Annotated in this window: 21 protein-coding genes and 1 riboswitch; of the genes, 7 read left to right on the forward strand and 14 right to left on the reverse strand. The window is 49.3% G+C overall.

The features are described from left to right. Positions 1 to 15: 15 nt before the first annotated feature. The 6 genes from G3352_RS19980 to G3352_RS20005 all read left to right on the forward strand — a co-directional run bounded on the left by G3352_RS19980 (position 16) and on the right by G3352_RS20005 (position 5,407). Complete coding sequence (locus tag G3352_RS19980; RefSeq protein WP_163759132.1) at positions 16 to 771, forward strand: NAD-dependent epimerase/dehydratase family protein; 756 nt, start codon at positions 16 to 18, stop codon at positions 769 to 771. 145 nt (positions 772 to 916) lie between these two features. Then, positions 917 to 1,029, forward strand: a riboswitch (TPP riboswitch). Positions 1,030 to 1,250: 221 nt separating this feature from the next. After that, positions 1,251 to 2,291, forward strand: a complete 1,041-nt coding sequence (locus tag G3352_RS19985; protein ID WP_143764782.1) for an ABC transporter substrate-binding protein — start codon at positions 1,251 to 1,253, stop codon at positions 2,289 to 2,291. Positions 2,292 to 2,513: 222 nt separating this feature from the next. Further along, positions 2,514 to 2,804, forward strand: a complete 291-nt coding sequence (locus tag G3352_RS19990; RefSeq protein WP_090904115.1) for a thiamine-binding protein — start codon at positions 2,514 to 2,516, stop codon at positions 2,802 to 2,804. Next, positions 2,804 to 3,562: an ABC transporter permease gene (locus tag G3352_RS19995; RefSeq protein WP_063566244.1), complete on the forward strand. Its 759-nt coding sequence runs from the start codon at positions 2,804 to 2,806 to the stop codon at positions 3,560 to 3,562. The genes G3352_RS19990 and G3352_RS19995 overlap by 1 nt, the downstream gene beginning before the upstream one ends. A 43-nt stretch (positions 3,563 to 3,605) precedes the next feature. Continuing rightward, the gene (locus G3352_RS20000) at positions 3,606 to 4,505 is read left to right on the forward strand and encodes an ABC transporter ATP-binding protein (RefSeq protein WP_240343152.1); all 900 of its coding nucleotides are present in this window, start codon (positions 3,606 to 3,608) and stop codon (positions 4,503 to 4,505) included. 95 nt (positions 4,506 to 4,600) lie between these two features. Next, on the forward strand, positions 4,601 to 5,407 hold the full coding sequence (locus G3352_RS20005; protein ID WP_163759134.1) for a TatD family hydrolase: 807 nt from the start codon (positions 4,601 to 4,603) through the stop codon (positions 5,405 to 5,407). A gap of 107 nt (positions 5,408 to 5,514) precedes the next feature. Here G3352_RS20005 and nfsA read toward each other — a convergent pair whose 3' ends face one another. The 9 genes from nfsA to G3352_RS20050 all read right to left on the reverse strand — a co-directional run bounded on the left by nfsA (position 5,515) and on the right by G3352_RS20050 (position 13,956). Then, entirely contained in the window at positions 5,515 to 6,258 is a 744-nt protein-coding gene (gene nfsA, locus G3352_RS20010; protein WP_163759135.1) for an oxygen-insensitive NADPH nitroreductase, read from the reverse strand. Then, complete coding sequence (locus G3352_RS20015) at positions 6,242 to 6,850, reverse strand: TetR family transcriptional regulator (RefSeq protein WP_076290660.1); 609 nt, start codon at positions 6,848 to 6,850, stop codon at positions 6,242 to 6,244. Before G3352_RS20015 ends, nfsA begins: the two co-directional genes overlap by 17 nt. Before the next feature lie 227 nt (positions 6,851 to 7,077). Then, the gene (locus G3352_RS20020; protein WP_163759138.1) at positions 7,078 to 8,238 is read right to left on the reverse strand and encodes a YhgE/Pip domain-containing protein; all 1,161 of its coding nucleotides are present in this window, start codon (positions 8,236 to 8,238) and stop codon (positions 7,078 to 7,080) included. 334 nt (positions 8,239 to 8,572) lie between these two features. Continuing rightward, positions 8,573 to 11,101, reverse strand: coding sequence for a heavy metal translocating P-type ATPase (locus tag G3352_RS20025; RefSeq protein ID WP_163759140.1), 2,529 nt, complete (start codon positions 11,099 to 11,101; stop codon positions 8,573 to 8,575). Positions 11,102 to 11,264: 163 nt separating this feature from the next. After that, on the reverse strand, positions 11,265 to 11,465 hold the full coding sequence (locus G3352_RS20030; RefSeq protein ID WP_053779829.1) for a copper ion binding protein: 201 nt from the start codon (positions 11,463 to 11,465) through the stop codon (positions 11,265 to 11,267). A 48-nt stretch (positions 11,466 to 11,513) separates the two neighbouring features. Continuing rightward, a complete protein-coding gene (locus tag G3352_RS20035) occupies positions 11,514 to 11,915 on the reverse strand; it encodes a metal-sensitive transcriptional regulator (RefSeq protein WP_163759149.1) in 402 nt (133 codons plus the stop codon). Between the two features lie 154 nt (positions 11,916 to 12,069). After that, entirely contained in the window at positions 12,070 to 12,552 is a 483-nt protein-coding gene (locus G3352_RS20040; RefSeq protein WP_163759151.1) for a GNAT family N-acetyltransferase, read from the reverse strand. Positions 12,553 to 12,759: 207 nt separating this feature from the next. After that, complete coding sequence (locus tag G3352_RS20045) at positions 12,760 to 12,942, reverse strand: hypothetical protein (protein ID WP_063566250.1); 183 nt, start codon at positions 12,940 to 12,942, stop codon at positions 12,760 to 12,762. 123 nt (positions 12,943 to 13,065) lie between these two features. After that, positions 13,066 to 13,956, reverse strand: a complete 891-nt coding sequence (locus tag G3352_RS20050; RefSeq protein ID WP_163759152.1) for a DMT family transporter — start codon at positions 13,954 to 13,956, stop codon at positions 13,066 to 13,068. Between the two features lie 209 nt (positions 13,957 to 14,165). On the opposite strand from G3352_RS20050, the gene G3352_RS20055 reads away from it, so the two are divergent. Next, positions 14,166 to 15,053: a LysR family transcriptional regulator gene (locus G3352_RS20055; protein WP_163759154.1), complete on the forward strand. Its 888-nt coding sequence runs from the start codon at positions 14,166 to 14,168 to the stop codon at positions 15,051 to 15,053. Positions 15,054 to 15,238: 185 nt separating this feature from the next. On the opposite strand, the gene G3352_RS20060 is transcribed toward G3352_RS20055, so the two are convergent. Genes G3352_RS20060 through G3352_RS20080 form a run of 5 tightly spaced genes read right to left on the reverse strand, consistent with a single transcriptional unit; the run spans position 15,239 to position 20,186 of the window. Beyond that, complete coding sequence (locus G3352_RS20060; protein WP_163759156.1) at positions 15,239 to 15,997, reverse strand: nucleoside phosphorylase; 759 nt, start codon at positions 15,995 to 15,997, stop codon at positions 15,239 to 15,241. Then, a complete protein-coding gene (locus G3352_RS20065; RefSeq protein WP_053779836.1) occupies positions 15,998 to 16,669 on the reverse strand; it encodes a sulfite oxidase-like oxidoreductase in 672 nt (223 codons plus the stop codon). A 46-nt stretch (positions 16,670 to 16,715) separates the two neighbouring features. Further along, a complete protein-coding gene (locus G3352_RS20070; protein ID WP_024632282.1) occupies positions 16,716 to 17,639 on the reverse strand; it encodes an ABC transporter permease in 924 nt (307 codons plus the stop codon). Then, positions 17,623 to 18,690 carry an ABC transporter permease gene (locus G3352_RS20075; protein WP_163759158.1) on the reverse strand — a complete coding sequence of 356 codons (1,068 nt, stop codon included), beginning with the start codon at positions 18,688 to 18,690 and terminating at the stop codon, positions 17,623 to 17,625. The genes G3352_RS20070 and G3352_RS20075 overlap by 17 nt, the downstream gene beginning before the upstream one ends. After that, a complete protein-coding gene (locus G3352_RS20080) occupies positions 18,687 to 20,186 on the reverse strand; it encodes an ABC transporter ATP-binding protein (protein WP_163759159.1) in 1,500 nt (499 codons plus the stop codon). The genes G3352_RS20075 and G3352_RS20080 overlap by 4 nt, the downstream gene beginning before the upstream one ends. Between the last annotated feature and the right edge of the window lie 94 nt (positions 20,187 to 20,280).

The raw sequence follows: 20,280 nt of genomic DNA on the forward strand, positions 1-20,280 counted from the left end.
AATTGGAGCTGATTTATGAACATTTTAATTACCGGCGCAGCCGGAAAAATTGGACGTGACTTGTCCCAACACTTGTCAGAAGCATTTCACCTGCGACTAACGGATTTGAATATCGACAGACTGCATACGTATCAAGGGACAAGCCATGAGATCATGACACTTGATGTGACAGATCCCGAAGCCTGTCAGCACGCTTGCGAAGGCATGGATGTGGTTGTACATTTGGCGGGAGATCCCTCCCCACATGCAGGCTTCTATGAATCGTTGTTGGATATCAATATCAAGGGTACATTTAATGTATTCCGTGCAGCTAAAGACCAAGGTGTACGGAGAGTCGTTCTGGCAAGCAGTGCACAGACGATCGAGGGGTATCCCATTGATGCTCAAGTCTATCCGGACATGCCGACACGCCCACGGAATTTGTACGGGGTTAGCAAATGTTTTGGTGAATCGCTCGCTTCCTATTTTGCGTATACCGAAGGTATACAAAGTGTAGCAATACGTATAGGTGCATATGATGATTTCCAACCGGATGGACCCGCGCTGGAGGCAAGGGATATGAGCGCGTATATTAGTCCGGCTGACTTGTGTGATTTGATGTTCAAAGCAATTACAGCTACAGATCTGGAGCCCTTCACCATACTGCATGGGATCTCGAATAATCGGTTTAAACGATTGAATCTCGAAGCGACTCAGAAACAGGTAGGATATGACCCGAAATCCGATGCTTTTGCACTCAGTCAGATTTCCTTATATGATTCGCCACGATAATTATTGAAAATCACACATCTAGAGAGGTCGTTATACACATGTATAATGGCCTCTTTGATTCATTCATACGTCCCCCTATCCAGTTCCTGACTGGACATGCATGGGCCTCTGGCCTATAATTACACCTAGTAATGCCCGTAACTTCATAGTTTCCCAGGGGAGTCGGAATAGGCCGGCTGAGAGTGTATCCCACCAAGATACTGACCCTTAGACCTGATCTGGATCATGCCAGCGTAGGAATCGGAGTATATCGAATTGGCCCAGCCTCTTTGCTGAGTGCCACATCTCTAACGCCTACACGCGTCCCGGATTAACGGGGCGCTTTTTTAATGTTCTTTTATATAGCCAGAGAGCTAAAAAAAGTGACGTCATCCGGATCATAGCTAGTATAAATCTGCTGATTTATGCAAGAAGCTTGGATATGAAGCCAAGGAGTACCCCGCGCCACTGGCCGGACAACATGAAGGAGAGAAATGAAGATGAGATGGCGTAAAATGATGGGCCTAATGCTCTTGTGCGTACTACTAGTGGCTGTGGCCGCATGTGGCGGCAAAGAAGCTGCACCTTCAGGAGAAAATGGCAGCAGCAACACCGAAAACAGCAATGAAGGTGACAACGCAGCCCTCAAAGACATTAAAGTGGTGCTGGACTGGACACCAAATACGAATCATACCGGCCTGTATGCGGCCGTAGATCAAGGTTTTTACAAAGCCGAAGGCTTAAATGTCGAGATTGTACAGCCAGGTGCCGGAGGAGCGGATACGATGGTAGCTTCGAACGAAGTGCCTTTTGGCGTAAGTTATCAGGAGAGTGTGACCCAGGCCCGCACACAGGGCGTACCGCTCGTGTCCATCGCTGCAGTCATTCAGCATAACACGTCCGGATTTGCCGCTCCGGTGGATCGGAACATCAAATCTCCCAAAGATTTTGAAGGTAAAACCTATGGTGGCTGGGGCTCTCCGGTGGAAGAAGCTGTGATGCAATCCATTATGGAAGGCGAAGGCGCCGATGTATCCAAAGTAAAAAATATTAGCATGGGCGATGCAGACTTCTTTACCGCTGTGAAACGCGATATCGACTTTGCCTGGATTTTCTACGCATGGACGGGCATTGAAGCCGAACTGCGCGGCGAACCGATCGACATGCTATATGTGAAGGATTATTCCGAGGCACTGGACTACTACACTCCTGTACTCGTTACCAATGAAAAGACGATTCAGAACGATCCAGAGCTGGTTAAAGCGTTCTTGAAAGCGACTTCCGAAGGATATCAATACGCGATTGAACATCCCGAAGATGCTGCCAACATTCTGATCAAGGCCGTACCGGATCTGGATAAGGACCTTGTACTCGCAAGCCAGAAGTGGCTGAGTCCAAAATATCAGGATGACGCACCACGCTGGGGTGAGCAGAAGCAGGAAGTATGGCAGAACTACACGGATTGGATGTTTAGCAAAAAACTGCTCGATGAGCAGGTAGATGTATCCAAAGCATATACAAACGAGTTCTTACCCCAATAAAAATTGTTTAAGTTTAACTTTTTTTTACACCAGAACGAAGAGTGCAGAACCCATCTGAAGAAACGAAGTGGTCGCCTTTATCGCCGGATTTTCCCCATGGGGAAAATGGAATCAAAAAATCCGGGGATAACAGCGATCGGAAGAGGGTACTGCAATCAGAGTGGTTTAGTGTAAAGCTGGTTTAACTCATGCAATTTAACCCGAAAGGAAAAGTGATCTTTCATGGCAAGCACACTACTTAGCATTCAAGTCATTCCCAAAACGCCAAATGGCGAAAATTCCTATCCTTATGTTGATCGTGCCATTGAAGTTATTCAGCAGTCCGGCTTGAAATATCAGGTTAATGCACTCGATACCACGATGGAGGGAGAACTAGAGGAACTGCTGGAGGTTGTCCGCAAAATGCACGAAGTTCTCGTGGAAGCCGGCAGTCCGAGCATCATCTCACAGATCAAGATCGCCCATAGCCCAAGCGGCTTCAGCATGGACACCCTGACGGAGAAATATCGCTAATGCATGCCTATTGGAAAAGCGTATGGCCGCCCTTTGTGGCGGTTATTCTCTTTATAGCCATATGGCAGGGAGCTGTCTCCCTGTTCCATATTGAGAAATGGATGCTGCCTGCGCCTTCGGACATCGCCCATGAAGCAGCGTCCCAGGCCGAGCGACTTGGCATGCATGCATGGGCAACAATCCAGCTGACATTGATCGGATTTGCAGCAGGTACGCTCGTGGGATTACTGATTGCGATGGTACTGCATTTGATTCCATTTTTGAAATCTGCACTCTATCCATTACTTATCCTTAGTCAAAATATACCGACCATTGCGCTTGCTCCGCTCTTGCTGATCTGGTTCGGATTTGGGCTGCTGCCCAAACTGATTACCATCATCCTGGTCTGCTTCTTCCCGGTGGCTGTAGCTGCCATGGACGGATTGACCCGCACCGATGCGGCCATGATGAACTATATGCGCATGGCTGGTGCAAAACGCGGCCAAATTTTCTGGAAACTCGAACTTCCACATGCATTGCCCTCGGTGTTCTCGGGGATTAAAATTGCCGCTACGTACAGCGTCATGGGTGCGATTATCGCCGAATGGATCGGTGCAGATAAGGGCATCGGCTATTATATGATGCTGCAAAAATCAGCCTATCGGACGGATCGTCTGTTCGTGGCAATCATGATTATTGTGGCATTGAGTCTGCTGCTCTTCCTGCTCATTGCGCTACTGGAAAAGCTGCTCGTACGCTGGCGTCCACAAAAGCGATAACTTTGAAATATGCACCATATAAAGGTTAGGAAGTGATGACAAGATGACACCCGAACACAACGAGCGGGTAGCTGCTGCGCCGGATGAAGGTGCAACCACTCCAACGAGTAGCGGAAGTCCTGAGTATGAAACCGTGGCCTTACCTGCACATCATTCATCACCAGCGTTGGAAGTTCTGAACGTGAATGCTTCGTTCCGAGAGCGACGCAGCACATTGCCCGTTCTGGATGGCCTGTCCCTGACCGTGGGACAAGGAGAATTCGTAGCCATCGTCGGTCCTTCCGGCTGCGGTAAAAGCACCCTGTTTCACATCATCGGCGGTCTGCTGAAACCTCAGGAGGGCCAAATCCTGATGAATGGTCAGGATGTTACCGGACAACGCGGCAAGATTAGTTATATGCCACAGCAGCCTGCACTATTTCCATGGCGTACCATCGAGGACAATGTGCTGCTTGCAGGTGAAGTGTCTGCGGACGCACCACCCCGAGCAGAAGCGCTTGCAGATGCCCGGAAGTGGCTGAGCAGTGTCGGACTGGCCGGATTTGAACAAGCCTATCCGCATATGTTATCGGGCGGCATGCAGCAGCGGGTTGCCTTTCTGCGCGCCCTGCTCAGTCCGCAGGAGTTGATGCTGCTGGACGAGCCTTTTAGTGCGCTGGATGCACTGACCCGCAGCGACATGCAGCGCTGGCTGCTCGATATCTGGGAACAGAACCGCCGCTCGGTGCTGTTCATCACGCATAATATCGAGGAAGCATTATTGCTTGCTGACCGTATCTATGTTTTATCGAATCGCCCTGCAGCTGTACTTCACGAAGTCGATGTTCCCTTTGATCGTCCACGTCGCGAAGCGATCACGGAGGAATCTGCTTTTCTTGAACGGAAACGGCAGATTTCCCAGTGGATGAGAGAAGAACAGCAGAAAACCCGCCTATCTAAATAGTGCGGGTTTTTGAGTTATTTTTTCCCTAAAATGGGTGATCCAAGACAAACTACGCTGCGTATCATTGGTAAAAGACAAAAAGGAGGGGTCCATCCATGCAATCAACCGCTTTTGCACCCTTGATCGATGCTCATCTTCACCTGGACAAATATAATCCTGAAGAACAACGTGAGATGCTGCATTCCTTCCCATCCCAACAGGTTGAGGCGGTCATCGCCGTTTCCATGAATCTGGCATCTGCCCAGACTAACCTGGAACTAGCATCACAATACCCTCGTACCGTATATCCAGCCTTTGGGTTCCATCCTGAGCAGCCCCTGCCGTCCCTGGCAGATCAGCATCTGTTCTTCGACTGGATCGAAAAGCATATGGGACAAGCCACAGCGATTGGGGAAGTTGGATTGCCCTATTACAACCGACAGGAAGCCGAACAGGCAGGACACCAATTTGATCAGAGCGGCTATATCGATCTGTTAGAGAGATTTATCCAGCTAGCCAAGCGGCACGGTAAACCGATCGTACTGCACGCTGTATATGAGGATGCCGATATCGCCTGTGACCTGCTCGAGCAATATCATCATCGCCGGGCTCACTTTCACTGGTTCAAAGGCTCCAAGCAGACCGTCCAGCGAATGGCTGACAACGGATATTTCGTCTCATTTACACCTGATATCATATACGAAGAGGAAATTCGCGAATTAGCTCGCCAGTATCCTTCCGAACAGGTTATGGCAGAGACCGATGGACCTTGGCCTTTCGAGGGACCTTTCCAGGGAAGAATGACACATCCTGCCATGACGAGACAGGTTATTCAGGCATGGAGTGAAGTGACCGGTATGGGAACGGAGCGGGCAGCGCGTCTCTTTTATCAGAATACGAAACGCTTCTACGGTCTTCCTTAGGTCCGAATTGGCATCCAGTCTTGTGATGATTCCTTAACTAAATAGGTACAGTTTGCAAAAAAGAAGTCAGTCGGCATCCGCCAAACTGACTTCTTTTGAATTTACGCTTAACGTTTCAAGAATCCTTTGCCTTCGAGGAATGGCTTCATCTGTAGACGTACCGGTTCTGTGAGGCGTTTCGCCATCATTTCGGACCACGGTGTAGAACGTTCCCCTTGGGTGCGCTCCTTCATGTATGCAGCGGTCGTTTCGTCATAGCTTTCGACGCCTTTTAGGGTCTGCTCAGCGTTATAGCGGCCATGGTGCAAGACGGCATCCAGCGGCAGACGCGGACGAATACCCGTCTCCTGATCAGCAACACCAATGCACATACCATATACTGGATATACGCCGTCAGGCAAGCCCAATACTTCGCTAACTTCCTCAATGCGATTGCGCAGCCCACCAATATATACAATTCCGAAACCTAGTGACTCTGCTGCAAGGGCGGCATTTTGCGATGCGAGTGCAACATCAATGGTGGCCACCATAAAGTTTTCAGTGGAGTCCTCATAGGATTCCTTTTCAGGCAAATGACGCTTTGCAGCATCACTCAGCCGATAAAGGTCAGCACACCATACGAGAAACACAGGGCATTCGTTGACGTAAGACTGATTGCCTGCCAATTCAGCCATTTTGGCCTTCTGCTCCTGTTCGGTAACAGCAATTATTGTATAGGCCTGCACACTACTTGAAGAGGAAGCCATCTGCCCGGCCGCCACGATTGCTGCCAGCTGCTCCTTACTTACCGGGTCTGGCTTGAATTTCCGCACAGAGCGGTGCTTCATCATCAAATCAATGGTTTCGTTCATTGCTATTCACTCCCAATCCTCGTAGTACGAATTCAATGGTCTGCTCAGCCAGCTCATCTGTGTTCATATCCTGATAGTCAAAGCTAAATCGTGAGTTCTTGGCCCGTTTGTGCGCCAAAGCTACACCCATGACCTGAAGCATCGCATAAGATACGGATTCGATCTGAAATACGCCCTGTTCCTTGCCTTCTTGCAGCAGTTCTCTCACTCTGGTCCAGACGGGGTCCAAAAAACGAAACACGGTATCTGTGCGATGGGTACGCAGCGTAATTTCAAGCTGCACAATATCGCTCATCTCCCGGTCCGTCATTGTGAACTTTACAACTTCACCTATGATTCGTCGGATACCCTCCACGGGGGAGGACATGGACTCTTCAGCCAACTCATTCATCATATGATCAGGAAAAAAGTGCTCAAATAATGCTTCGAACACCTTTTCTTTTCCGCCAAAATGATACGAGACCAGCGATACATTCGCACCCGCCTCATCACAGATTTGACGAACACTCGTCCCGTCATACCCCTGCTGAGCAAAAAGTTTCTTGGCTGCAAGCAATATCCTCGTTTTTATATCCAATTCCGGTTCCGTCATTCCGTCCGCTCCTCTTGTCCGTTCTATTCATTTGCTCCAGCTCACCGGGCTGCAGCGAGACTACTCTATCGTTTCATTATGAAAGTTTGTGCATCAAAGCGCAAGGTGTGCCGCCTGTGTTCCTGCAAAGCTAGCCACCTCAACCTACTATTAAACCAAGCACCCCGGTGAAAATCACCGGGGTGCTTGATCATATCCTATGAAGAACAACCATGATGTCTGGACTATTAGCTGTTCATTTGAGCCGGGCTTGGTGCCCCAGCTGGCATGCGTTGTTTTTTCAACGACGTCACCACCAGGGAGAGGGCTACAGCAACCAGCAATACAATAACAATCGAGCCAGCAGCGGATTGAACTCCAGGTCCACCCAGTTGAGCGCTCAGAACACCTTGAACGGCATATGTGGCTGGCAGATACTGACCAATACCACTGTAGAAACTGTTCAGCAATTCACGTGGCACCATTGCACCGGAAGATACCAGTTGCAGCGACAGTGAAATGATGTTAAACAAGCTTCCTGCTGGTCCAAAGCAGATCAGGAAGAACTGGGAGAAGAACATGAACGTGCAGAGGAACAACGCCTGGAACAACCAGAATGCGATAAATCCTTGCTCGATCTGTCCGCCCAGCGAAACAATCAGTGATGATCCCAGCAGGGAAACTACAAGAGCAGACCCCAGATTAATGACTACTCTGGCACCGAACAATGTCCAGCGGGAGTGAGTAGCGGACAGCATACCCATCGCTGTCTGCAGGTTCATACCCATAATCATGGCTCCCACATAAGAAGCGAGTACCATCATCATCGGAACCATCTGGTTGTTCATACCGTTAACCGGATTAATGGAAGTGGTTGTACCTTCCACTCGTGTCGTCAGGTTGGCAGCAGCTTCAGCTGCCTGATCTGCAGGCGCTCCGGAAGCCGTCAACACAGCTTGCACACCTTGAGCGGTTGCTTGCTTGTTAATCGTGTTCGTCACGCTTTGCGATACGCCTTGCATCATGCTTTTGATCGTAACCGGGTTCGCCTCGTTAATGGTGTACTTGATTTCGGCAGTGGAACCGGCTGTCTGAATCAGCTCGTTAAACCCTGCAGGAATATTGAGCACCATATGAATCTTGCGATGATTTAACTGGTCAAGTGCTTCGGCAGCACTCAGATTCGTTACGGTATGAAAAGGAAGCGTCTCAGCCATACGATCTGCGATTCCCTTGGACTGCTCTCCATCCTCATTGACAACGGCAACCGTCAATTCATTCATCCGGTCATTCACTCCGGAATATGCTGTCATCCAGATCACGCTGAAGATCACTTGGAACATAAGTGCCGTCACGATCCCCACAATTACTGGCGGTTTTTTCAACAATATACGTAAAGCCTGCAACATAAATGATGTCCTCCATTACTAATTAGTTCTAATTTGATGTAAACGATTGTTTAAATCAAACGATCGTTTTAAATTTTAAGTCTATATGTCTATATTGTCAATCTATTTCTGAAAGGTTCAGAAAGATAAAGATGTGTTTCGCAAACAATGAATTCCATTTCATAAGAGGACATCACTTCACACGCTCACCTTCAATTAACAAGGAAAGCACCATTCCCTTAACATATTTAAAACACCTTTTACCAACAAAAAAGGCACGGTCCGCCGTAGCGTACCGCACCCTATGGTTACTCTTGAACATAATTCAAAGTTGAATTACGTCCCTCAATGGACATCAGTCATTGCTTTTAAGTTTCATTCGTTGCAGACGCAGCGAATTCAGTACAACCGACACGGAGCTGAACGCCATGGCCGCACCTGCTAACCAAGGAGCCAGGAAGCCCACTGCTGCAATTGGAATACCAATCACGTTATAGCCAAGTGCCCAGAACAGGTTCTGCTTAATATTGCCCATCGTGCGCCGGCTCATCTCGATTGCATCTGCAATACTGTTCAGATCGCCGCGCATCAACGTAATATCCGCTGCTTCCATCGCTACATCGGTTCCGGTTCCAATGGCCATACCGATATCTGCTGTAGCAAGGGCCGGAGCATCGTTGATACCATCTCCAACCATCGCTACCTTGAGGCCACTCTCCTGAAGTTTTTTCACTTCTGCCGCTTTGCCCTCTGGCAGTACCTCAGCCAGAACTTTATTAATTCCGGCTTGCTCTGCTACAGCGCGTGCTGTCCGCTCATTATCTCCCGTAATCATGATGACATCGATTCCCATAGCATGAAGCCGCTGAATGGCTTCCCGTGAAGTACCCTTGATGGTGTCAGCCACGGCAACAAGCCCAGCCCATTGACCATCCACCGCGACCAGCATCGCTGTGCGCCCTTGTTCTTCAAGGTTGTTCATCTGTTGCATGGTTTCCTCGGAGACATTCACCTTCGCATCTGTAAGCAGTCGGCGTGTCCCGACCAGGACCTCTTGTCCCTGAACCCGAGCTCGCACACCATATCCCGGTATGTTCTCGAATTGCTCTGATTGGGTTAACTCCAGACCTTTACCTCGGATTCCTTCCACAATCGCCTCAGCCAAAGGATGCTCCGAACTCTGCTCTGCCGCTCCCACCCGTTGCAGCAGCTCTGCCTCCGTCCATTCTGGAGCCGTCACCACATCCGTAAGCACTGGCTTGCCTTGGGTAACTGTGCCTGTTTTGTCCAGTACAACGGTCTGGATCTGCTGTGCCGATTCCAGATGTTCGCCGCCTTTGAACAACACACCATATTCCGCCGCGCGCCCTGATCCAGCCATAATGGACGTTGGGGTTGCGAGTCCAAGCGCACAAGGACAGGCAATGACAAGTACAGCAATCGCCTTCTCCAGCGAACCAGCAAAGTCACCGGGACTGGCGAACAGATACCAGATTAGGAACGTGACTACCGCGATGCCTACAACAATCGGAACAAAGATGCCTGAGATCACATCGGCAATCCGCTGAATAGGGGCCTTGGAACCTTGCGCTTGTTCAACCACTTTAATGATCTGCGATAACGCCGTGTCCGAGCCCACGCGGGTCGCACGCAGTCTTAATACTCCATTTTTGTTCAGCGTAGCGCCTGTAACGGCATCCCCTGGTTTTTTATCCACGGGCAGGCTCTCTCCGCTTAACATGGATTCGTCGACGGAAGATTGCCCTTCCTCCACGATGCCATCCACAGGAATGCTGTCTCCGGGTTTTACCAGAACAAGATCACCTACCGCAACATATGCAGACGGTACAATAACTTCCTGTCCATCACGAATCACTCTGGCTTCACGCGGAGCCAGTTCGATGAGGCTTTTAATCGCCTGAGAGGAGCGCCCTTTAGCTACGGCCTCAAACCATTTTCCCAATAGGATCAACGTAATCAGGATTGCACTCGTCTCATAATAAAGCTCCACGATTGGCATGGCTGCTGTAGCCATTCCCGTCCCACCATGATCCATCATGGTCGAAGCTGCATTGCCACTGGTCAGGGTCAAATACAGACTGTAGAAGAACGCCGCACTTGTACCCAAAGCAACCAGTACATCCATATTGGCACTGCCATTACGAAGTGCTTTATAGGCTCCCACATAGAACTGCCATCCGATGACAAACTGTACCGGCGTTGCCAACACCAGTTGGAACCATGGGTTCATGAAAAGATCCGGTACCCAGATCCACGAGGTGAATGAGAAGTGGCCCACCATGGCCCAAAGCAGCGGCAAAGATAACAGGGCGGAGATCATCCACTTCCACTTTTTGCGCTGTAATTCACGCTCACGCACCGACTGGGTATCTTCCTGTGTCTGCTGCAATTCCGCACCATAACCGAGCTGCTTGATCTTCGCCGTAATATCGGTTGCCTTCAATACTCCTGCTGCAAATTCCACATGTCCCGTTTCCAGCGCCAGGTTCACGTTTGCACGGGATACACCTGGCAACCGGGAAAGACCTTTTTCGATTCGGGTAGAACAAGCGGCACAGGTCATGCCTGTAATGTCCAGATCCACGGATTCCGTTACTGTACCATAACCAAGCGCCTCCACTTTATCCCGCAAAGCATTAATGTTCGTTGTCTTCGGATCATAGGATACCGTTGCTTGTTCGATGGCGAGGTTAACATTCGCCTGATTGACCCCTTCCATTCGGGACAATCCCTTCTCAATCCGGGTAGAGCAAGCAGCACAGGTCATGCCTGTAATTTGCAGTGTTGTCTGTAATCCCGCTGCTTCCGGTGATGGTACGGGTTCTGATGCTGTTGTGTTTTCCGTTGTTGATGACTTATCCATGTTGTTTAGCTCCTTTCTTTATAAAATACTTCTATTACTCAATACCCCCAAGGGGTATATAAAAGACAGAAAATCAGGCTTAAACAATGAACTCATTTATTGGAAAAGAGATCTGTTGAATTCCTTTCCATGCAAAGGGAAGTTCAGTTTAAGCCCGCAATGATTAGACTACGTCATATCCTTGATCTTCAATCGCTGCCTTGATCTGATCCACATTGACTTTTTGTTCGTCATATTCAACTGCGACAGTTCCTGCTGCCAGATCAACCTGACCATTCGCTCCCGCATTCTTCACGGCTTCTTCAACCGATTTCACACAGTGATTGCAAGACATTCCTGTAACGTTCAACGTAATATTTGACATGGGTAGTTCCTCCTTAGATATATAAATGATGAGTTCATTCAAAAATAGTTACTTCATTAACTTCCTTACCGTTACCAATAATTCATCCACAACCTCATGCTCTCCGGCCTGAATGCGCTCAACGATACAGCTCTTCATATGACCTTCCAGCAATAGTTTGCCTACTGAATTAAGAGCAGACTGAGCCGCCGCGATCTGCGTCAACACATCATCACAATAGGTGTCCTTCTCGATCAATCCCTTGATCCCGCGGATCTGTCCTTCAACACGGTTCAAGCGAGAAATCAGGTTGCCCTTCATCTCTTGGGAGTGATGGCTCTTGCGCACATGCTTTCCATCACTGCCTGCCGCATGACAAGAATTGGCTTGCTGATCATCTGTCTGTGAAACTTCGCTAACCTCTGTTACGGATGACTCCAAAGCTTCCTTGGGATGGCTCTGATGTTCCATCGCGAACACCCCTTTTCTTTCGTTCTGTTATAAGAGTAACATACCCCATGGGGGTATGCAAGTCTGTTTTATTTTTTTTCTCAATATGGATGTTTTCCATCCTTCTTGAGCTGACTACCTCGCCAAACATCCCATTAGTCTTCGTAGAGGCTTATTATAGTATGTATTCCATTCTGCTGCTGCGGACAGCCAGACCTAGTTGCTCATAGAAAGCTTGAGCACCAGTATTAAATGTAGACACGGTCAGTTCAACACTGTCGGCCTGCATTTCTTTGCCTAGTTCGATTAATTCGTGCATCAACAGTTTGCCTGTCCCATGTCCGCGATGTTTGCTGCCAACGATGATCTCATTGATATACAACATCTTTCGATCCATTAACAAATCCACATTCTCAATCACATTCAACTGTGCGCTCACATATCCAACAATCTCACCCTGTTCCAGCCATTCCGCAACATAGAGAAAACGATGATCCTCTTCCAGCAGTTGTTCATACTCCTTATGGCTCATTCTAGTCTGCAATTCTCTGTATACGTCTGGCCGGGCCTCTACATGCAAGTGATGAAGCTCATCCATTAATGCAGATACTCCCGTGTAATCTCCGATGACAGCCCGTCTAATGTTAATCTCACTCATCTTCACATTCTCCCCTCACAAAAGTTTCCATAATTATATAATAAAAAACATCTGTCGATGTGATTTATGAACCCCGACTGCGTGTTGCGGACAATTCCCTTAAATATCAGAACGATGATCCTCCTGAGCTTATCCTTTTTCTTATTTTATAAAAAAAGCAGATACCTTAACGGTACCCGCTTCTTTTCAAGCTATATCTGGTTCCTCTTATTCTTTGGATGATTTACCTTCATCAAATGCTACAGGTGACGGTTTCGCAGACCATTCGTCTGCTTGCGGCTCAATATCCACACCGCTCAAAATTTTCTTTTTCTCCATCAAGGAATCCCCGTCTTCATCCAGTTTGTTGCGAATTGCCGCCTCATCCTGAGGTTGATTGTTCTGTGTCATGCTGGAGTCCTCCTCTTCGTAATCATGGTGATGTTCCTACATATAACTTACCCATTTTTTGCATTGTCATTCGGAATGTATACAAGGTTCATCAACCACTTGAAGAAAGTTCACCGCATAACTTTATATTTTCGCCACCTTGCTGCCTTTCACTTTAACATTCACAAGTAGGATGCTGGCAATAATCATAACCAGACCTGCGATCAGATTGACCGTCACCGACTCTCCGAGGAACAGTACACTGCATAGCAAAGCGATCAGCGGAATCAGGAACGTGAACGATCCTACTTTGCTGGCTTCGCCGGAGCTAACCAGTTTGAAGAACGCGAGCCAGCCCATCGCAATGACAAACACCGAAATAAACAACGTATCCAGTATAAAAGGAAGCACCCACTGCACATCAGCCCAGCTCTCTGTGACCGTACCTGTCAACGTCAGAACAACTCCGCCGATCAGAATCGGAATGGCTGTCATCCAGATTCCATCGACCTTCATTGAAGTTCGCTTCATATATACGGTCCCGATCGCCCAGCTAATTGCACTGAACAGCCCAAGCATAACCCCTTCAGGGGATACTTTGCCTGTCATGCCGCCAATACTGATCGTAGCCACCCCTGCAAAACCGAGTACCAATCCGGCAATCTTCAATCCATACATGGACTCGCCCAGCCACAGCCATGCCCCGATTCCGAGCAGCACAGGCTGCAGGAACACGATGGATGAAAATAAGCCTGCCGGCACTTCCGTCAGCCCAACGGTCTGAAAACCGTAGAAGAAGATGATATTAAGCACCGCAGATATGGCATAAATATGCCAGGTTTGCTTCAGTCGCAGCGTTTTGTAGCGGGGAAAAGCATACAACCCCAGCACCAGACCCCCAATTAACAGGCGCATGCCTGCGAATATGAGTGGCGGTGTAAAATTTAATGCGTATTTGGTCAGGGGCCAGTTTACACCCCACATGAGTACCAGAAAAGCCAGGACCCAGCCTGCTTTTGCACGTGATAAAGCCATATGTTTATTCTCCTATCCGGCACACATCTACAGGCGCAGTTTAATCAATCGTGTACATTATCCTGCGCTCTTTCTGTGCCTGCAAACCATTTGGAATTCGATCCAGAACCATTTTAATTCATTCTTTGATCGTTCCGTTTCTTCATGATACAATAATGATCGAAATAATTGAAATGCATGTTAATCATAAGGAGCATACCATATTTGTTATGAACAACTCACAGTTGCAGTTATTTGTGAAAATTGCAGAGACGGGAAGTTTCACCCGTGCAGGCCAGGAACTGAATATGACACAGCCCGCAGTCAGTCGGGCCATCTCTTCGCTGGAGAATGAACTGGATGTCACTCTAATCATACGGGATCGTAGGAACGGAATCGTGCTTACCGATGTGGGACAGCGAATCCTGGTCATTTTCCGCCGCATTTTACAGCAATTTGATAAGGTACAGCAGGTCGTTGCCGCCGAAAAAGGGTTGGAGATTGGTACGATTCGTATTGGCTCTTTCCCTATGTCATCCGCTCATCTGCTGCCGAAAATTATCCGCTCCATTCGGGACCGCTACCCTCAGATTCAGTTTGAACTGCACGAGGGGAACATTCTTGAGATTCAGGAGTGGCTAAGCTCACGGGCTATTGATGTGGCTCTCATTATTGCCACAGACAAAGAGCCAGTAGATGTGGCTTATGAGACGCTTCCACTCTATAGCGAGGAGATGCTCGCAGTGTTTCGGGACGATGAACCTTTTGCAAATCAGGAAATTCTGCCCGTACAAATGCTGGACAAACACCCTATGATTATTTGCAAAGGCGGCTACGAGGTGCCGATTGTTGATCTGTTCAATCGAGCAAATGCAGAATTACATTTCGGATTCGTGGTGTATAACGTAAACACTTGCCTTAGCATGATTGAGCAGGGACTCGGAACCGCTATGCTGCCTGCAATCTCTCTATCCTGGCTGCCTCCGGGTGTCAAAGCACTCCCCACAGAGCCGAAAGCCTACCGCAATATTGAGATTGCCGTTCCTTCACTTGTCGATTCTTCTCCCGCATCCCGGTTATTTATTGAAACGGCGCAGCAGTTGTTTGGACAACGCTAACCAATCGATTGCACCTTCCAATCTAGCGCCAGTCGCTTCTATCTCAAACTCAAAAGGGCGTCCCAAAGTCATGAACATGACCTTATGGGACGCCCTTTTATATAGTCCACCTCAGATGGACATCATTTACGTGTTTAGCTTTTTACGAGCAACAGCAACATAAAACGCCCCTAATGATCTCAGCTTTACGCCTGATCCTGACGAGCGAGTGCAGCCAATGCACGCAGTGCCGCTTCGATCTCACGCTCTACTGCATCAGCCACCGCATTTGTGTGCGGATCATATTCGGCCGCCAGGTCGCTGTCTGCGAATCCGTCGATAGCGACAATAGCCCCAGCACGAGCCCCACGTAGTGTGCTGACGATATAAAGCGCGGCAATTTCCATCTCAGCAGCAAGAGCACCCGCCTGCTTGTACTTGCGGTGAGGAATCTCTTCGACCCCTGTGAAGAAAGCATCCAGGGTTACGGTAATGCCTACGCCAACTTTACCCGCACTTGAAGCTTTCGCTCCACTTGCATGCTCATGAGTCGCCTCGATTAACGCTTGTGTAACGACAAGGTCCGCTACCGCAGGGAAACCATCCGGTACAAGCTGACGTGTCAGCCCGTCCGTACGTACAGCAGCCGTGCTGACGATTACACTGCCAGCTGGATAATCTGCGGTATACGAGCCCGCTGTACCTACACGAATCAGGGTCGTTACCCCTGCCCGGATCAGCTCTTCGAAGCAGACGGCTGCTCCCGGTGATCCTACGCCATGGCTGACCACGGCCATTTGTACACCTTCATACAATCCTACAAACGTGCGATACTCCCGGCTGAACGCCAGTTCTCTCGCCTGCTCCAGCTTGCGGGAAATTTTCTCCGCACGTGCCGGGTCACCACAGACAATGGCATATGCAGGCATATCTTCGGAATGAATTTGCAAAATAGGCATCAACATTTAATCAAACTCCTTCTTCGTCCATTCGTCTTCCGGAATCGGAATATCTTCACCAGAGAAGCGCTGCTCCTTGAACGGATCGGCAAAATGATGGAAACCATTAACTTCCCAGAAGCCATTGCGATCTTCTTTCATGAATTCCAGACCCCGTATCCACTTCGCGCTCTTCCAGAAGTAGAGTTGTGGAACAACCAAGCGCAGCGGATAACCGTGCTTCGGTGTGAGCGGCTCACCGTTAAATTTAAAAGCAAGCAATACATCATCATGCATCAGTTCTTCGAGCGGAACATTTGTCTCATAATCATGATCTGCGTGGATCATGACGTATTTCGCTTCCGGTTTAACGCCAAGAAGCTTGATGAAATCCGAGAACCGGATGCCTTCCCACGGCGTGTCGAACTTCGACCAGCGGGTAACACAATGAATATCGCTCACCGTGTTCACTTGAGGCATCGCTTGAAGCTCGGCGAAGGAGAATACCTTCTCCTCTTCAACTTCACCGAATACCTTCAAATCCCAGGTGGAAAGGTCGTATTCCGGAACTTCACCTTCATGCAGAATCGGGAATTTCTCGGTCAGTACCTGCCCCGGCGGCAGCCGGTCTCCGTGCTCAGCACCCGCTTTGGGTGCCGGGCTTTTCGTTTTTTTCAGACGTTCAGCCTTATTATGCAAGCGTGATTCCTCCTTCTTTATATGCTTCCAGCATAACATTCAGGAATTAACGCGAGCTTCCGCCCGCTTTCAGTGCGTCTTGTGCATACGTACGGTCCTTAAAGAAGAACATCGCCACCAGTGTCACAATATACGGCAGCATCATGGTAAAGTGAGTTGGCAGCGCAAAGCCCTGCAATCGGATACTAAGAGCTTCCATGAACCCGAACAGCACACTGGACCCCATAACGCCAAGCGGATTCGCTTGACCCAGCATCGTTGCTACCAATGCGATGAAGCCGCGACCTGCGGTCATGCCTTCGGTAAACATCGTAACCTGACCGAGCGATAACTGTGCACCCGCCAGGGCGCACAATACGCCGCACATCAGAACTGCACCATATTGAATACCGCGCACCTTGATGCCGATACTCTGTGCCGCTACCGGATTCTCGCCAACCGAACGAAGACGGAAACCGGAGACACTTTTGAACAGATAAAACTGCAAGGCAATAACGATAATAATCCCGAGATATACGAGCGGGCTATGCCCTGAGATGACATCGCCTACCCACGGAATGTCCTTAATAAGAGGAATGTCCCATTTGGGGAGTCCCACCATATCCTTGTCATAGTAAGCACCTTTTACATCAAAAATCGCACGAAGCGCAAAAGTCGTCAGTCCTGTCGCCAGAAAATTAAGCGAGATCCCGACCACAATGGCGTTGGCCTTCAGATTAATACTGATAAAGGCAAATAGCGCAGAGAACAACATGACGATCACAATCGAGAATATTACGGCCAATAGTACATTGCCGAACAGATAGTTACCGACAATAGCGGAGAAAGCACCGATCAGTACGAGTCCTTCCAGCCCCACATTGAACAGACCGACACGAGAGCATAAAGCCCCACCGAGCGCTGCAAGCAGGATCGGCGTCATAATCCGCAGAGTAGAGCCAAACATGGCTGCATCAAACAGTTGTTGCATTGGACTTTTTCTCCTTTCTCCGCTTCAGGAATGAATATCCGATCTGAGCCGATACAAATAACGTCAATACCGCTTGGATGACACTACCGACTTCCAGCGGCACATCCGTATTCCGTTCCATCCCCATGGCACCTGTCTGCAACGCTGCAAGCAGGATTGCCGCGACAGCTGTTCCTAGCGGATGCGAGCGGGCAAGCAATGTCGCCATAATACCGCTCCATGCATAACTTGCGGATGACAACGATCCATCAAGGAAACGGTACTGTGTACCCAGCACTTCCCCTGCACCCGCAAGACCTGCAAGTCCACCACTGATGATCATGGACAGCATCATCATGCGGATACGGCGCACGCCGCCATACGTTGCAAACGAAGGATTGCTTCCCAACATGCGAATCTCATAACCAGTTACCGTCTTGTGTGTGAACCAGTAGATGAGAATCGCCGCCACGATGGCAATGATGAAGCCGGCATGCAGTCCCATGCCCTGGAACAGCTTCGGCAGCCAGACACTCTGTTCAATCATGGGCGTCTGGGCCATTGCCGCTGATCCCGTGCGGTCTTTAAACGGATAGGATACCATGTATCCTCCAAAGTAAATCGCAATATAGTTAAGCAGAAGCGTTGTGATCAACAGATTCATGCCAAAGCGGGCATCCAGCCAACCTGCAAACAGCGACCAGACTCCACCGGCAATAATCCCCGCCACAATGGCTGCAATACAGACAAACCAGCCTGGACCCGGAAGGTAGAGCGCCGTCAGCGCTGCACTAAGTCCACCAAGGACCATCTGTCCTTCTGCACCCATGTTGAAAAATCCGGCGCGGAACGCCAGGGCTACGCCCAGCCCCGCGAGAATAATTGGCGTCGAACGTGCCAATGTGTTGGTGAAGAAGTAGAAGTTGCCGAAGGCCCCTTTCCACATCTCCGCATACGTATCCACTACGGACCCGCCAACGACAAGAATGGCTACAGCACCTGCCAGCAAACCGATCAATACGGCAAGCAGCGGCTGTACGAGTCCGCGAAGTGTTTCTTTTACCCGATTCATATCCGCTCTTTCCCTCCTGCCATCAACAAGCTGATCTGTTCTTCTGTTGCTTCATCTGCCTTCAGTTCCCCGGCGATTCCGCCTTCATACATGACAATGATCCGATCCGATAATTGCAAAATCTCAGACAATTCCGAGGAAACAAGCAGAATACCCGCACCTTCATTCCGTTTGCGCAGCAATTCAGCGTGGATGGTCTCCATCGCTCCGATATCTACACCCCGTGTAGGTTCAGCCGCAATCAGAAACGGCGTATCCTGGGCAAACTCACGCGCAGCAATCAGCTTCTGCAAGTTACCGCCGGAAAGGAACTGTGCCTTCGTTTCTGCAGAACCCGTTTTGATGCTAAACTGCTTAATCCAGTTCTCCACCATGTTCCGTGCTGCCTTCGCTTTAATGATACCGCGTGATTGAAGCCGGTGATGATGGCCCATCAGTCCATTTTCACGAACGCTCGCATCCTTCGCCGCTCCCCACATATAACGGTCTTCTGGGATATGGGCAAGTCCATGCTCCCGAATGCGCCGCACTGGCCAATTGGTTGTATCCTGCCCTGACAGCAGGACGCGGCCGCTATCTGCCTTGCGCAGTCCCGCAATGATCTGGATCAGTTCAGATTGACCGTTTCCGGAAATACCCGCGATTCCAACGACCTCGCCTTTCCGAACTTGCAAATGGATATCCTTGAGCGCAGAACGATCCTCTGCTCCTGACAGATTTACCGCTTCCACCTGAAGCACAGCTTCTCCCGGAACGGATGGCTGCTTGTTCATGCGAACCAGCTCACGACCTACCATCAGGCGGGACAGTTCCTCTACATTCGTGTCTTTTGCTTCCAATGTACCTGTCACTTGACCATCACGAAGAACCGTGATCCGGTCTGCCACATCCATAACTTCCTGCAGCTTGTGTGTGATCATTACAAAGGTTTTGCCCAACTTGGCAAGGGATTTCATATTCGCGAGCAGTTCTTTCACTTCCAGCGGTGTCAGTACCGCTGATGGTTCATCCAATATAATGATATCTGCGCCCTGATGCAGCACCTTGAGAATTTCAACACGCTGCTGCATGCCCAGAGGACATTCAAATACTTTTTTCCACGGATCAACTGGCATGCCATACGTTCTGCCCAATTCATTCACCTGGGCCGCCGCCTGTTTGCGGTCAAATACACCTGCCGCAGACGGTTCACGGCCAATCACGATGTTCTCGGCAACCGTAAAGGAAGGAAACAGCATGAAATGCTGATGCACCATGCCGATACCACTTGCCATGGCCTGAGACGGAGTTGCGAAGCTTACCTCGCGTCCACGAACTTTGATTGTGCCTGATGTCGGTTGCTCCATACCATACAACATACGCATCAGGGTTGTCTTACCAGCGCCGTTCTCACCCACGAGGGCATGAATCTCTCCTTCTCGCAAATTAAAACGGATGTCCCGGTTAGCGGTGAAGCCGCCGTATTTCTTCGTAATCTGCTCCATCTCCAACAGCATATCTCGCGTTCTCTCCTCTCGGTCTATATACGTTCAACTAAAGCCTATTTACACTAGCCACTACGATGACAGAACAACCTTCCGATCGCTGTTA

It is taken from the genome of Paenibacillus sp. ALJ109b (genome assembly GCF_010747435.1).
In the GTDB taxonomy this organism is placed as follows: domain Bacteria; phylum Bacillota; class Bacilli; order Paenibacillales; family Paenibacillaceae; genus Paenibacillus; species Paenibacillus taichungensis.